The organism is Moorena sp. SIO4A1 (assembly GCF_010672065.1).
GTDB lineage: Bacteria > Cyanobacteriota > Cyanobacteriia > Cyanobacteriales > Coleofasciculaceae > Moorena.
This window is the reverse complement of record NZ_JAAHHX010000002.1, coordinates 289128-303231: the sequence shown is the minus strand read 5'-3', so window position 1 is coordinate 303231 and position 14104 is coordinate 289128. Positions and strand designations below refer to the sequence as shown.

The following is a 14104-nucleotide window of genomic DNA, read 5'->3' as shown; positions in this document are numbered from 1 at the left end:
AGTTACCCTCCTCAGGATTCCACAAAGGTTAAAGTGATGGTGTGGTTGCCGGAATAGACTAAAAAGCGATTAGTCTGGCTAGCACCTTCTAGTTCTTCGATGTCATTCACCTCCAAGCTAGAAACATGGTCTACTCCCGGCACTCTCTCCAGTAGTCGGTATAAGTCCGATTTATAGGGTTGACGACCAAAATTCCAACCCATTCCGTCAAAACCCCCCGTGAGGGGATGCAGAAAACTAGCTAAGGTTTGTTCCACGGTTTGTCCTACCTCACGAGATCCTTCTAGGGAAGTAACCGCAATTTCAGTGGTAATATTGACACGGACATAGAGAGCGCCCACTACAGAGATTGCCACTGTGGGTTCGGTGTAGGCTTGTAGGTAGTTTTGGACGCGCTTGATTAGCTCCAAACTGGGTAGGGGTTTAGCTTCCGTGGAGCGGGGTACAATAATTACACTCACTGTTCCCGATGAATCCGGCTTGGTCTCCAGTCCAGCCAGGGGATTGGTTTTCAAATTGGCTAAGGGTACACACTTGGCTCTGCTTACCTCTGGTGAAGCCAGCTTGGCTAAATCTTCGTAGTCTTCCCTAGTCACAGCACGCTGACGATGGCGAATTTCCTTAGGTGCCCGCTCGATTAGGGAGTCAAGGCTTTCCGCTTGGGCCCCCCCTGCTGCTGCTTGATGGTTAATCACTTTGTCCACATAGGGGACTGTGGTTTTGAGTTGGACAATCGCCCCAGCCGGTTTGTTTCCAGCAGTTCCACCACCAGTTTGATAACGACTCATGCGGATATTGCCTTGACCAGGAGGAGGAATCAGTCCATTGCGTCCATCCCCAAAGGTGATTTTTCCGGTAAGATTATCAAAGACATAATGGCGATCCCGTGGTTCTGATTGATAGAAATCCGGGACTTGATGCCAACGGACCCAAATCTCTTGCGGTCTTCCGGTGTCATTAGTAGTAACCGTAATAGCCTTTTCCCCTTCTTCAAGGAGAATTTTTTCCTTTTCTAGGGCAGAAGGTATTTCCGGTTCCCGCACTTCCAGCTCTTGACCTGCTAATATTGGCTGACTAGTTGTCTGAAACGTTTGATTTTCAGTCCCGTCACTGGAGCCAACAATTTCCTTTTGGATCGTAGCTGTTTGTGCTGCCATGGTAGTATTCAGCAGTACTTGTTTCAGCCTAGGTTCAACGTCGTAGTCACCCTTGAACCATTTAACCCGCAGCCAATAACGGGGAGGTAAATTAAAGTCTTCCCTTGGTGCAAAATCCCCTGGTGGCAGAAATTCAATTAAACCGGAACGGATAAAGTTTTCCGTTTCATCTCTTATGGTTAGTTGTTGCCATTCTTGGCCATCCCAATATTCCCATAATAGTTGAACTTGTTCAGTTTTAGGCAATTGTGTACCTACAATTGTCTCGAAGACTGCATTGTAAACAATTGATGAATTCTTGTTTTGACTAACTTGTAAAAACCCGCGATCTTTATCTTCTAGTTTTGCATCAGCAGGAATTTCTAAACGGATTTCTAATTCCTGTTCTGAATTAGCTTCTCTATCTAATAATTCCGGTATATTAGGTTCCCAATTGGTGCCGAAAATTTTAACCTCAAATCCGGCTAATGAGATATTATTAGTCAGGCAAAAATTATGGATAACTATTGAGCCAGGTTCTCCATTTTTTTTGCTTTTATTTGGTGAAAATGGTACTAATTTTTCTCCATATTTAACCTCATTTACCCAGTTAAACAGGCTGATCTTACGATTGGAAAATTCTGTTCTAGCTAATGGTAAACTAAAGCCCAGATAGAAAGCTTGTTTATCAATATCGGTTCTTGTAAAAGGAAAGAAAGGTTTAGGACTATTAGTTAAATAAACGAAGTCATTATAGGTGATAACGTATTCTGGTTCTTCGTCTGATAGTGTTAAGGTGTGGCTAACTACAATTGAGTCAATCAAGGGTGGCGCAAAAGTTGCTTCCTGAAATTGATAGCTGTTTCCTGCTTGTTGATAGGATGCTTCTCGACCATAGTTACCTGCACTAATTCGCACACGAATCCAGAAACTTTCTACGCCATTAATAGTTGTGGGAGCAGGTTTTTCAAATAAGGTCAACTCTACCTGACCACTTTGAGTAAAAACTTGAGTAGTGTCTCTGAATCCAGAATTTTCTAAGCTAGCAATACCTAATTCTTGCCAGATTTTTCCATTCCAAAATTCCCATTTAAGTCTTAAATTGCTCGAAGCTCTGGTCGGTAAAGGAAAGTCATCTTGTTCATCGCTAGTTTCTGTGGCGGGATTTCTCAAGTTAACCTGAAGAGTAATTTGAGCATGTTGTTGAGAAAAAACTTTACTACTTGCCAAATATAAGGTATCCCCAAGCTTCGGTTTTTCCCCAAAGGGAAAAAACTCTTTAGTTAAATCAACGGGTAATTGATTAAGAAAAGCCGTTTCGATTAATAGTTGATTGGAAAGGATAGTAGCTTCAAGTTTGATATCCGCAATTCTCGGTAATTGATTGAAACTGGTAATGGCAGTAACTAACTGGCAGCGAAGCCAACGACTAGTTACTGAATTAACAGTAGTTAATGGTAAAGCGGTAATATTACTAAATTGAATGTCGCGATCGCCAATTTGAGTCAAGCCTTCAGTAGTTTCATTATTGCTCGGTGTAATATTTTGCCAATTAGCTCCATCTTCCGTTTCCTGCCAAATTTGCCATTTTACGTTTACTGGATTACTAAGGACTTCTGATAAATTAATCGTTACTTTAAAGTTATCAATTTCAGCAAACCCTAAAAGTTTGCTATGCCCAATGTATAAACTATGTTCAATCCTTTGGTTGCCCCGAAAAACATCCACACCTGGTGATGCTGGGGTAGTAATAATTGAACTATGATTACTATACAAATCCTGTTCTGTATTCCGCACAAAAATAGAGTCTAATTTTGCGGCTGTTACTACCAATTCCCGTTCAGTTTCAAAAATAACAGGGTCTTGTTCTCCTTCCGCTGGAGGTGCAGCAACTTGTGTCCCTTTTGGGACTACTGCATCAACGGTAGTTCCGGCAGCTAAGGAAAATGTCAAGGGTACTCGTGCTGGTTGGGGGGGTAAGCGAGACGCTCCTAATAAATCTAAAAAGGCTAAGAAGTTTTTATCGGGAACTTGATTGAGTCGCTCGATAATTATCTCGGCAAAACGGGCAAAGATATTAACTATAGCAGCACTCCTTCCTTGAACAGGTTGAGTTTTTCCTGTATAGTGTTTGATAAGTTCCTGAAGAGGTTTAGTTTCTCCTGTATCTGTATGTTTTCTAAATTCCTGAAGTAGTAATGCGAGTCGATATAACCTGCTCTGTATAAGGAGCGAGAAGGCAAAAATCACTACTTTACAGGAATTTTGTCCATAGAGAACTTGATCGGCAATATCCTTTGCTGTCCGTTGATCAATTTTGGGCGCTAGTTTAACCATCAACCTGCACTCCCTTCTAGATAAAATGGATAAACTAGGTTAAAGACATTATTGGTTGCTCGCACTTGATAGTCGATATTGACCAGCATTTGTTCTGGAATAGGGGATTGAACCCGCACATCTATAACATCAATGCGGGGTTCAAAGAACAGTAGGGCTTCCTGTATAGCTTGGGATACTTTACCAGCAGTGGCAGGTGAATTGGGCTCAAAAACTAAGTCATAAATGCTGCAACCAAAGTCGGGACGCATGGCTCGCTCGCCTTTGGCAGTACCAAGGATAATTACGATTGACTGGCGCACACTCTCTTCATATTCCGCAATTTGGAAATCTCCCTTAGTATCTAAACTGATGGGAAATCCTACTCCAACACCTAAAAATGGTTTAGACATAACCTTCTCCTTTTCAGCCAATAAAAACTGTACCCACTGCGATTACTTGCCCCACTGGTGCATCTGCCGGATCATTACAAGTCTCAGCAATATCTCCATTTCTGGCAGCTTGTTTACCGTTAATTTTTACCGTTGGGCTACCAATTTTAATCGTTCCTTTATTAGCAGGAGGACTTTGAAAGGAAGTGCCAGGAGGTGTGGGAATATGAGGTGGAGTATTATCCGCAGTGCTATCTACAGTTGCTGCTGGCATTCCCATAATATTGACATCACTGCTGAGGTTGCCGTTAATAATGCCCGCAAAAGGATGAGGTAATGGAGTAGGTACTGTTCCTGTTCCTGAGGGTACCATAACAATATGAGTATCAATGGCTGTAATTTGGTCCCCTTGTTTGGCTGCTGGTTGTCCCATAATTAAATTAGACTAGTTGAGATTAATTGTTTGACCTTTAAGATTCATGGTGCTGCTGGCGTTAAGCTCCATTCCCGCACCGGATTCAACTTTGGTATCTGCTGAAGATTTGATTTCAATATTTTGTGCCTCTAGTTTAATATTACCTTGAGATGCTGATAAAGTAATGTCTCCTTCAGTGGTAATAGCAATGGTGTTGTTAGCTGTATCAAAAATAATACTATTTTTCTCGGTTTTATCCACAATTTCAATAGTTTCTGCCCCCTCTTCATCATTGAGACGGATTACATGACCGCTACGGGATTTGATTACCCGGATATTATTAGCACCATCTTCATTAGTTGCTGGTGGTAATTCTTTACCATTCCACAAAGACCCGATAATATAGGGCAAACGGACATCACCATGTTCAAAAGCTACTAATACTTCGTCATCTACTTCTGGCAAAAAATAAATCCCTCTTTCATTTCCTGCCATTAGTGTAGCTACCCGCGCCCAGTCACTTTCATCTTCATCACTTAGCCAGGGATATTTCACTTTAACCCGACCTAGTCCTTCTGGGTCTTCATTGTTGGTAACTACACCAACTACGACACCATAAATACGAGATGCGATCGCTCGGTGGGATTGACTATCCAAAAGTAGTTCAGACAATTTCATTGAGCATTCCTCCGCACTGTAAATTTAGTATGATATTGGCTATTACAATAGCGATGCAGGACACTGGTAAGATAGTATTGACCGCTAAAGCGCTTGCCTACACCATCAATTTGAACTACTATTCCTGCTCGTAAATCTGTACGCCCTCGACAAATTCCTTCTCCACTAATTAACTCTAGATTGAGTTGCTTAAAACGGGCTTGAGCCAGCTGATCTGCTTCCGCTTGGGTAATCATTGGGTGATTGCTCAGGGTTTTTACTGCTGTACCAAAAGCATCTTCGCTTAAAGCTGCACCACTAGTTTCTCCCCCCATCTTGCTACCTTCATCACCAGTGGTGGCGCGTCCGATAATTGATTGCTTTTCTTTAGGATTCCAACCCTGTACTTTGACTTCATTCACTTGACTTGCAGAGGACATACAGGGATAAAATTCCAGTAGGTCATCAGTAAACATTAGGGTGAGAATGTCACTATCTTGATTAGCCGTAGGTCGAAATACTAAATTTCGATCTTCCACCATCACCTCATAATTAATTTTTCCTGCCCGTTCTTGCAAAAACTCCATATGAGTTTGATTGGCTTGGAAAATATAGTCATGCACTACCCCACTATCTTCTACTTGGGCAGAAAGTCCAACCTGCTGGGCAATTTGCGCTGCGATGTCACTATCTTTTAGTTGCACAAAAGTCTGGGTATGACGACCACGATGTAAGCGATGGCTGCGATCATAACCCCTAATCATTACTTTGGGTAATCGCTGAATCGTAAACTCTGGTTCTATAGCGGTAATTTCCCCAACCATGAGGGTAGTTAGGTTTCCCCGGTAACCCAATTTCACTTCTAGCGTACTCCCAATAGTGAACAAAGAGTTATCCAGCCACAATACTTCCCCTTTCTGCACATCCAAACTGCCCAATTCTAAGGTAAACATATTGGGCAAATTAATCTCTTCGTCTACTGTTAACCCAGTAATATGGAACTGTGCTGATTCTGGTAAACTCGAACCATTAACCAGAATTTCATAGTCGGTAAATATTGAGGCTTGGGGTTGGGTGAATGGCATTTTTAAAAGTTAAAAGGGAGTAGGGAGTAGGGAGTAGGGAGTAGGGAGTAGGGAACAGGGAACAGGCAAGAGGCAAGAGGCAAGAGGCAATAGTAGTGCGTAGGGTGCGTTAGGGGCGGACTTGCCCTTATTTTTCGCCTCGTAGCCAGCCTTGGGATAGTCCGCCCCGTAACGCACCACCCTTGGGCTTGCTACAGCAATCAATCATAACTATCAAAGCAATTTGGGAATAGTTAAGGTTTTACCAATGTCAAGCTGACGGGGATTATCCAATTGATTTTCTTCGGCAATGAGTCGCCACAGCTTAGGATTACCATAGACATCCGCCGAAATGTTGCTGAGGGTTTCACCGCTTTTGACAATACGAGTAGTTAATTCTGGATCGGTACGCCGTTTATCATCTTCTGGATTGAGATATTCCAAAAAAGTGATGTTGACTTTTGCTCGTATCGGTTTACCATTACTTTTGAACAGGGTGAAGGTTTGGGTAAGATTAGTAATCACCCCCACAAAAGGGAAGTCAGAATTAGTTGGTGCTTCACCCCAGTAAACCTTACAAGCTAGTGGTGGTTGTTCTTTACGTTCAACACGTCGCGTGCGGGTAAGGGCAACCAGTTTATTGGTTTCCTCCCGTACATCGTCGATGGAAGTACTATCTAATGAACTATTATTCTCACGCTCAAAATTCTGAGATCGTGAATTTTTAATCCCTTCGGAAACATCAAATAACAATTCCAAAGTTAGTTCCCGACTTCCCCCCCCACCAAAATCTAAAATTGGCGCATTATATTCTTTTTGGCTCGAACCACTCCAAGTAACACCTTTTTTGACGGTATAGGATTCGGGGTTAAATAAAACCTTAATCTCTGGATAATTTTCTTTATCTCCCAATACAGCACGGTACTTCTTGTCTTGAGTTTCTTCCCACTTCAAAGGAATAATACTTAGTTTCTCTAATGCCATTTTTCGATCCCCCGACGTTCCCTTTCTACCATTAGTTTACGAGCCAGAATACGACTGACTTGTTCAGCCACTTTAATTAAATCTATCCCTGATGCTGATGCTGTTTCTGGGGTAGACATCGGGGTTGTAGCATTTCCCGACTTTGCTTGAACCGTAGAGTTTTCCACTGCATTGGTTTGACGTGCGATCGCTCCATTTGGTTTTATTTGGGTGATTGCTAGAGGTAGAGGCAGTTTCTGATGATTGGAGCTTGTGCTTGATAACCCTTTACTAGCCTCGATGGTATTAGCCTCGATGGTATTGGTAGTTTTCAGCCAAACCCTGTTTAACTCAGATGAGGAAGATAACTGGGTAGGGGTTGTGGAAACTACACTAGGGTTACTAGCAATTGAGGCTTTTTGGGATAGTTGTACAGGTGAATTTTCCTGCTGTTTCTTTATGATACCAGTTGGTTGATAGTTTTTTTCGGCTAGTTTGGTTTGGATAATTCTTTTACTTAAAGGTTGATTTTTAGCTTGAATCGTGCTTTGGTATGATGGACTATTTGTTTTAGCCAGAGGTAAATTTGGACTAGAGTTACTGTGAATTATAGTTTGGGAATGATTAGCTTTACTTATTGTATCACCTTGAGAGGTAATCTGACCTAATTTGGGCTGATTCGGGATAACTTTTGCTTGAATTACAGTCTCATCGTTATCCTCTTTTCTAGATACTGTAGTTGGGGATGAGGCACTTGTAGTTTTAGCCAGAGGTAAATCTGTAATAGATTTACTGTGACTTATAGTTTGGGAATGACTAGCTTGATTTATCGTGGGACTTTGAGAGATTATTTTACCGGAATTCGGGATAATCTTGGCTTGAATTACCGTATCCTCGTTATCCTCTTTTCTAGATACTTGACTTGGGGATGAGGCACTTGTAGTTTTAGCCAGAGGTAAATCTGGACTAGAGTTACTGTGACTTATAGTTTTGGAATTACTAGCTTGATTGACGGTGGGACTTTGAGAGATTTTTTTACCAGAAGTTGGCGAGAGTTTAGCTTGAATTACCGTATCCTCGTTATCCTCTTTTCTAGATACTTGACTTGGGGATGAGGCACTTGTAGTTTTAGCCAGAGGTAAATCTGGACTAGAGTTACTGTGACTTATAGTTTTGGAATTACTAGCTTGATTGATGGTGGGACTTTGAGATATTATTTTACCGGAAGTTGGCGAGAGTTTAGCTTGAATTACAGTATCTTCGTTATCCTCTTTTCTAGATACTTGACTTGGGGATGAGGCACTTGCAGTTTTAGCCAGAGGTAAATTTTGAGGTGAGTTGTTAACAGAATCACCTGGAGAGGTAATCTTAACTGATTTGGCTTGATTCGGGATACTTTTGGTTTGAATTACCGTATCTGAGCTATCCTCTTTTCTGGAAACTGTACTTGAAGATGATGGACTATTGGTTTGAGCAAGAGGTAGATCTGGAATAGATTTACTTTGAACTCTAGCAACATTACTAGCATTAGCTGCTGTCATGGTTGCTTTTCGACTAATCCGCAACGTTCCAGATTTTTCAGGGTAGGGAGGTGAGGAAGAGCTACTGGTTTCAGGTTTAGTTTGAGTTACTGTAGGATTGGTACTAGATTTAGTACTAGATTTAGTATCTCTTTGCGCTTGTACAGTATGAGACTCATGACGTGATAAGGTATTAACTTCTGCCAAGGTTGCTTTGCGATTAATCTTAAGCTGTGGTTGTGTTCCTCTCCTATTTCCCTTGTCCCCAGTTTCCTGAATTGTCTTCCCAAGGGGAGTAGAGGAAGCCGACTTAGGCTTTTTTTCTACCAATGAAACTGGGCTTGTACTCTGGTTGTGGTTAGTTTTTTTGACCAATGGCTTGGTCATTACTGTTACTTTCTGGGATATTGCTGGGCGTTGCTGAATTGAAGTATGAATGGGCGATCGTCTGGTTTTGGTCAAGCCCCCTAAATCCCCCAACTTTGGGGGACTTTCAGAGTTTTGTTCCCCCCAGAATTGGGGGGCTAGGGGGGCGGAATCATACCCAGAATCAGCAACGCCTATTGCTGTCGGACTTTTCCCTACAATTTTCCTACTATTGTCCCTACTATTCTGAAATGCTCTTGGTTGAGTCTGCACAAAGGTTTGAGCTGTTTTTCCTGTTCCTGAATAGCCGTCAGGATTGACTCGCCATTGCCCATCAAAACCCTCGGCTGATTCTGTGCGCTGTCGCTGAAGACGTGACATGATCGCTGTAGGCTGCAAAACTCCAGAACCATAACGGAATTTTACTTGTTCCGGTAACATTGACTTTTGTACAAGTCTTCCCGCTGTGCTTTGAGTAGCTTGGTAATGAGAATGTAACTGCTGGGTATTAATGACCCCAGCAGGTTTAACCAGTCGCCGCTGTAGACGTTGCCCTAAGGTTGAACTGTAAGGAAAATCTTCCATTGTTTTGTTGCAATATAAAGAGTAGGGAGCAGGGAGCAGGAAGTAGGGAGCAGTAACGGGCAAGATGCCCGTTCCACCCACCAGATCAAGTAGCTTTGAGGAGATACACCCCAGCTCAATAGCGATCGCTATTTCTGTGAACCTTCAGATAAACTCTATCTGACCGGTTTGGGCATTCAAACGCCGATTAATCTGGGCAATTTCCTCCACCCACCGTCGCCGCTGACTGTGTTCCATGGCCATGATGGATTCATAGTGCCAATGAAAGTGGTAGGCCAGATAGGCTACCTCCTGATGGAGTTGATCCAGGGGGTAGCCTAAGATTCCCCCGACATATCTAGTTCCACAGCAAAATCTTTTTCACAGTGGGGACAGATAATCTGGAGCGATCGCATGCCATTGCCATTGATCCGATTGTAAAGATCCTGCAAATAAGCCAAGTCTGAGGCAAATAACCCTTCAATTACTTTTGGGTTAATCATTTCCACAGAACCGATGCGGGTGACCACCCGAGATAGCAGAATCACAATTAAATAGGCTGGGTTAGATTGTACGCGAGGGTCTTTCAGGGGAACAATTTCATCAGCAGCCGTTGCCAATCGCATTGTCCCTTCCCGATGTAAATTCCCCTCTTTGTCCACATAACCTGCTGGTAATGTAAACTCATACTCAGTTTGCAGCATTGTTGCTTGCTCAGGCATGGTGAAATTAGTCATAATTTATGCCCGCTCCAGACGTTCACAACTCACGGTGAGGGTATCAATAGCAACATCACTTCCTTTGGCATCCAAACTAGGTGCTTCATACTTACTAGCCCAGGCGTTGAAGAAGTTCCAGCGTACTTTCTCCTGTCCGGTATCATCAAGCAGAATGATGGAACCATTTTTGCGTTCAACCTTGCCATTGACTGCGGCTAAGTGCCAGTCATAGAGTTCACGGGAATCGGTTATTCCCCATTTCAGGGAAATATCAGGATAACTCGCTTTCCCTCGCAGCTTACGTACTGTAGCATCGTCTCCACCTTCACGATATTCAACGATTTCTACTTCAGAACCAAAACCACTACATTCAGAAAATCCTGCCTGAACAATACCATCAATTTCCATCAGGAAACGATAGTTCTTATAGGGATCAACTCTTGCCATGACTAAATCTCCTTTCCAGTTAGTTCAAAAGTTTATTACTCGCCTGATTACTCACCAGCGGTTTGCTGGATGCGGAAGATAACAAATTCCGCAGGCTTGACAATAGCTACCCCAATCAGGGTGACAACTTGCCCCAATTCCCTTACTTCTTTGGGATTGGTTTCCGCGTCACATTTAACAAAGAAAGCTTGCTCTGGTGTTTCCCCAAACAAGGCTCCATCGCGCCATTCATTTAACAAGAAGTCACCCACTGTCCGTTTAATCCGTTGCCACAGGGCTAGATTATTGGGTTCAAAGACAGCAAATTGAGTACCATCATCAATAGATTCTTGTAGGTAGTTGAAATAGCGACGGGTACTGACGTAGCGAAAATCAGCAGTAGCATCATCTGCCATAGTCCGCGCTCCCCAGACTTTAATGGTGCCTTTGAAAGAACGGATAACGTTAATCCCTTCCGGATTTAAACCATCTTGCTGGGCTTTACTAATGGGACGACTGACATCGAGGGCATTAACAATAACTTCGTTAGCAGGTGCTTTAAACACTCCCCGGGTGGCATCATTACGAGCATAGATTCCAGCAAGATGACCACTAGGAGGTATAGTATCTGGGGCATTGCTAACGGGATCAAAGACTTTAATCCAAGGATAGTAGATAGCAGCATAGCTGGCTTGCTGACTACGACCAACAGGACGGATACCGCTTACATTGCTAGGTTCTTGATCTGCATCACCATCTAAGATGGCCACTCTATCTCCCATCTTGGCGCAGTGAGCGATAATAGCAGTGTGTTGAATATCACTGATTGCTCCAGGGACGGCAACAATGGTGATTTCATCCTCTGTTTCAAACTTCTCTAACTCTTCAGCCGGGTTATCAATGTCTGTTGCAGCGGCAACCCGCAGTACATAACAACGGGAACCTCCGTTGAAGAAGAAGCCATACACCCCATGGGCTAAGATTTTATTGCCCTCTTGGAAATCACCAAACCTAGTTTTGAACTCTTCCCAACTGGTAATTAATGTTGGTTCACCTGCGGTCGTCAGCTCATACGGGGCAGGAACAGGATTACCCTGATCATCTAAAACAGGGTTACCATCACTATCATTTTGAAACTGTCCTGGTTGCTGTGGCATAGTAACATTATCAGCTACCACACCAATAAACCCAGCGACACTGGTTGCAACTCCAGCAACAGGTAGGGAAGCGGGTGGCACGTATTCAACATATACGCCTGGCGAAAGATACTGTGGCATAATTCTTACTCCTTGATAATCACGAAAATTACTGCTGTAACTCCAGGTTGTAATTACTTGCTGCCGATTCTACTGGGATAGTGATAGTAACCTCCTGTACTGCATCCTCTAACTGCACCCGTAAGGTATAAGCACCAGCGGTAATTGCCCCGATGGTGTACTGTCCATCTCTATCAGTGGCTGCGCTGAGATTACGCTCAACCAAAATAACCGTTGCGCCAACAACAGGTTTATTCTCAGCATCGGTAACTCGCCCACCAATCCGGAAAAATTGTTGTGCGGTGCCTGGCACCAGTTCTTCTGAGGATGGTGAAATCCGCTGACCTAATTGCCAATCTTGAGTAATGACAATGGGGGTTGGCTCTGGCTCAAATAGTTCCTTGATCGCAATGGTTACTGTGACTGTGATGGAAGCACGTAATTGATTTCCCAATGCAGTCCAAAACTCAGCAGTGCTTTGTACTCCATCTACTTGAGCAGTTACCATTGGTAAGGCTGGTTCTTGCCCAGCAAGTCGAGTATTTTCTAAAAAAGGTATTTCTGGAATAGTTGGATAGGCTGAGAATACTTGCAGGACTTGGCTGAGTAATCGGTGTTCTTGCAGGGGTAATTCTTCGCCACCAATGGGCCAAGCTGTGACTAAATAAGAACAGGCTATGCGCTTTGGAGGATTATGAATAATTGCCTGTCCATTGCGCCTCTCGATCGTTGGTTCATTATTACGTAGTTCCAGGTGTTCCCGAATATCGTACAGAAATAAATTCACCGTTGTCTGTCCAGGACTAAAGGTTTCTGAGGGACGCTCAAAAGAAATTTGAGCCTCCGCTAATTCTGGAAACCTCGACGATAGGCTGGTCTGTTCCAAAATTCTTCTCAACACTTGACTCAGATCGCTAATCATCCTAACTGACCTGGTTGGATTTACTGAGCAGCCACGCACCAGACTCTCAAAGCTTAGGGCGTTATTTATTAATAATTCTTTTAGACATCCTCTACAAGTCACGTTTTCTAGCTAGTCAAGTTAAACTAGCTCATTTGAACTAATCCATTTGGAGTAGCAAGATCCTGTGACTGGTTTTTGAAATCCAAAATTGATAAATTAACGCTATTCCTCTGGAGATGGGTAAATGGGGAGATGGGGAAATAGAGAGATGGGGAAATAGAGAGATGGGGAGATAAAATTGATGGCTAGCCGTAATTTACAGAATTGGTATAAAAACTGCTATTTTAATGGGAGTGACGTCTTGAAAATGCTCATAACTCCCCTTTTCAGCCAACTTGATTCCAAGCAATGGATTTGTGTACTGGATCCAGCCTTGGCGCTCTCCTATTATGGAGTCCACATCGCTCAGCAGCTAGGAGAAATAATGGAACTCTGGATAGCAAGAGAGCTTTGGCATATTCTCAACAATACTAAGTTTTATTTACAACAACCAGAACTACTTATTCCCAAAAGCACTCTCAATGACAAGGCACCTGAACAGGACAGAGCCACTTTAGAGAGTGTGATTTGGTCGCTTCAAGAGTGGAAACGATTACAAACCGAGAATGATTTGCTGGGACTCAATCTATTCTGGCTGGGGGATAGTCTCAGGGAGTCTTTACTGCCAAAAGGTACAACTATCAAGCTCTTGCCACGATGGGAATACTTAGCACGCTTATTAGATCGACGCATTAAACATTCACAGGTGAGCAACTATACCTTAATGGCGTCATTCCGGGATACTATAGCCCTAAGTGCGAGTTTGGGTTCTGCTTTTATACTGAGCTATCAGAATCCTACAGATTTTAGTGATAATCGTCCTCCAGATATCTGCAAAGCCTTGGACAACTTGGGAATCTCTTGCCAACTTGTTAGTCCGCAGGATCGAATTGTGGCTTTGGAATCGGAGTACTTACGCCAGTTGATGATTTACACCGGACTGGCAAAACTTTTATGGGAAGGGCTTCATTTATGTGTTATACATCTTGTGACACCTGCAGTTACAGCATCTGACAGAATGTCTAAGCTGTCTTGGAGCGATAACTTTGCCTGTGATCCTGAAGACTTGGGGAATTTCCCAGAGTTGAAGAAGGATCTATGGATAAATACTAAAGCGTTCTGGTATAGTCTTTCGATGTGAGATGTAAACATAGAACTAAACCCTTTAGAGAAGAGAAAACTCCGGATCGGCTAACAGGAGTAAGGAATACAGCGTTTTTTTGATTATAAAAAATTACCATCTAGTTTGACAACTCATTTGTAAAGCCTAGATAAACTATAAGTTTTTTAACAATTTAATTCCTTTT

General features: G+C 42.8%; 14 protein-coding genes. 1 reads left to right on the top strand and 13 read right to left on the bottom strand.

The window, feature by feature from the left end:
- Nucleotides 1-11 precede the first annotated feature (11 nt).
- The 13 genes from F6K53_RS02255 to F6K53_RS02200 all read right to left on the bottom strand — a co-directional run bounded on the left by F6K53_RS02255 (nt 12) and on the right by F6K53_RS02200 (nt 12716).
- Nucleotides 12-3473 carry a putative baseplate assembly protein gene (locus F6K53_RS02255; RefSeq protein ID WP_293063935.1) on the bottom strand — a complete coding sequence of 1154 codons (3462 nt, stop codon included), beginning with the start codon at nt 3471-3473 and terminating at the stop codon, nt 12-14.
- Entirely contained in the window at nt 3473-3865 is a 393-nt protein-coding gene (locus F6K53_RS02250; protein ID WP_293063938.1) for a GPW/gp25 family protein, read from the bottom strand. Before F6K53_RS02250 ends, F6K53_RS02255 begins: the two co-directional genes overlap by 1 nt.
- Before the next feature lie 13 nt (nt 3866-3878).
- Nucleotides 3879-4277 (bottom strand): PAAR domain-containing protein, encoded by a 399-nt coding sequence (locus F6K53_RS02245; protein ID WP_293063940.1) that lies wholly within the window; start codon nt 4275-4277, stop codon nt 3879-3881.
- 12 nt (nt 4278-4289) lie between these two features.
- Nucleotides 4290-4937 (bottom strand): phage baseplate assembly protein V, encoded by a 648-nt coding sequence (locus tag F6K53_RS02240; RefSeq protein WP_293063942.1) that lies wholly within the window; start codon nt 4935-4937, stop codon nt 4290-4292.
- Nucleotides 4934-6001, bottom strand: a complete 1068-nt coding sequence (locus F6K53_RS02235) for a contractile injection system protein, VgrG/Pvc8 family (protein WP_293063944.1) — start codon at nt 5999-6001, stop codon at nt 4934-4936. Before F6K53_RS02235 ends, F6K53_RS02240 begins: the two co-directional genes overlap by 4 nt.
- Nucleotides 6002-6010: 9 nt before the next feature.
- Nucleotides 6011-6178: a hypothetical protein gene (locus tag F6K53_RS02230; protein ID WP_293061527.1), complete on the bottom strand. Its 168-nt coding sequence runs from the start codon at nt 6176-6178 to the stop codon at nt 6011-6013.
- A gap of 36 nt (nt 6179-6214) precedes the next feature.
- Complete coding sequence (locus F6K53_RS02225) at nt 6215-6964, bottom strand: LysM peptidoglycan-binding domain-containing protein (protein WP_293061529.1); 750 nt, start codon at nt 6962-6964, stop codon at nt 6215-6217.
- A complete protein-coding gene (locus F6K53_RS02220) occupies nt 6955-9477 on the bottom strand; it encodes a hypothetical protein (protein WP_293063947.1) in 2523 nt (840 codons plus the stop codon). The genes F6K53_RS02225 and F6K53_RS02220 overlap by 10 nt, the downstream gene beginning before the upstream one ends.
- Before the next feature lie 81 nt (nt 9478-9558).
- Nucleotides 9559-9723: a DUF6760 family protein gene (locus tag F6K53_RS45675; RefSeq protein ID WP_324611077.1), complete on the bottom strand. Its 165-nt coding sequence runs from the start codon at nt 9721-9723 to the stop codon at nt 9559-9561.
- Between the two features lie 8 nt (nt 9724-9731).
- Entirely contained in the window at nt 9732-10130 is a 399-nt protein-coding gene (locus F6K53_RS02215) for a phage tail assembly protein (protein WP_364300604.1), read from the bottom strand.
- Between the two features lie 3 nt (nt 10131-10133).
- Nucleotides 10134-10559, bottom strand: coding sequence for a phage tail protein (locus F6K53_RS02210; RefSeq protein WP_293042197.1), 426 nt, complete (start codon nt 10557-10559; stop codon nt 10134-10136).
- Nucleotides 10560-10606: 47 nt separating this feature from the next.
- The gene (locus F6K53_RS02205) at nt 10607-11815 is read right to left on the bottom strand and encodes a phage tail sheath subtilisin-like domain-containing protein (protein ID WP_293063949.1); all 1209 of its coding nucleotides are present in this window, start codon (nt 11813-11815) and stop codon (nt 10607-10609) included.
- A gap of 28 nt (nt 11816-11843) precedes the next feature.
- A complete protein-coding gene (locus F6K53_RS02200; protein WP_293063951.1) occupies nt 11844-12716 on the bottom strand; it encodes a Pvc16 family protein in 873 nt (290 codons plus the stop codon).
- A 343-nt stretch (nt 12717-13059) separates the two neighbouring features.
- Between F6K53_RS02200 and F6K53_RS02195 the strand changes: the two genes are divergently transcribed.
- A complete protein-coding gene (locus tag F6K53_RS02195; protein ID WP_293079796.1) occupies nt 13060-13938 on the top strand; it encodes a hypothetical protein in 879 nt (292 codons plus the stop codon).
- The last annotated feature ends 166 nt before the right edge of the window (nt 13939-14104 follow it).

What these genes read in the sequence shown, in the direction of transcription:
- F6K53_RS02255 (WP_293063935.1), bottom strand. Translation starts at nt 3,473, where the DNA reads ATGGTTAAACTAGCGCCCAAAATTGATCAACGGACAGCAAAGGATATT.
- F6K53_RS02250 (WP_293063938.1), bottom strand. Translation starts at nt 3,865, where the DNA reads ATGTCTAAACCATTTTTAGGTGTTGGAGTAGGATTTCCCATCAGTTTA.
- F6K53_RS02245 (WP_293063940.1), bottom strand. Translation starts at nt 4,277, where the DNA reads ATGGGACAACCAGCAGCCAAACAAGGGGACCAAATTACAGCCATTGAT.
- F6K53_RS02240 (WP_293063942.1), bottom strand. Translation starts at nt 4,937, where the DNA reads ATGAAATTGTCTGAACTACTTTTGGATAGTCAATCCCACCGAGCGATC.
- F6K53_RS02235 (WP_293063944.1), bottom strand. Translation starts at nt 6,001, where the DNA reads ATGCCATTCACCCAACCCCAAGCCTCAATATTTACCGACTATGAAATT.
- F6K53_RS02225 (WP_293061529.1), bottom strand. Translation starts at nt 6,964, where the DNA reads ATGGCATTAGAGAAACTAAGTATTATTCCTTTGAAGTGGGAAGAAACT.
- F6K53_RS02215 (WP_364300604.1), bottom strand. Translation starts at nt 10,130, where the DNA reads ATGACTAATTTCACCATGCCTGAGCAAGCAACAATGCTGCAAACTGAG.
- F6K53_RS02210 (WP_293042197.1), bottom strand. Translation starts at nt 10,559, where the DNA reads ATGGCAAGAGTTGATCCCTATAAGAACTATCGTTTCCTGATGGAAATT.
- F6K53_RS02205 (WP_293063949.1), bottom strand. Translation starts at nt 11,815, where the DNA reads ATGCCACAGTATCTTTCGCCAGGCGTATATGTTGAATACGTGCCACCC.
- F6K53_RS02200 (WP_293063951.1), bottom strand. Translation starts at nt 12,716, where the DNA reads ATGATTAGCGATCTGAGTCAAGTGTTGAGAAGAATTTTGGAACAGACC.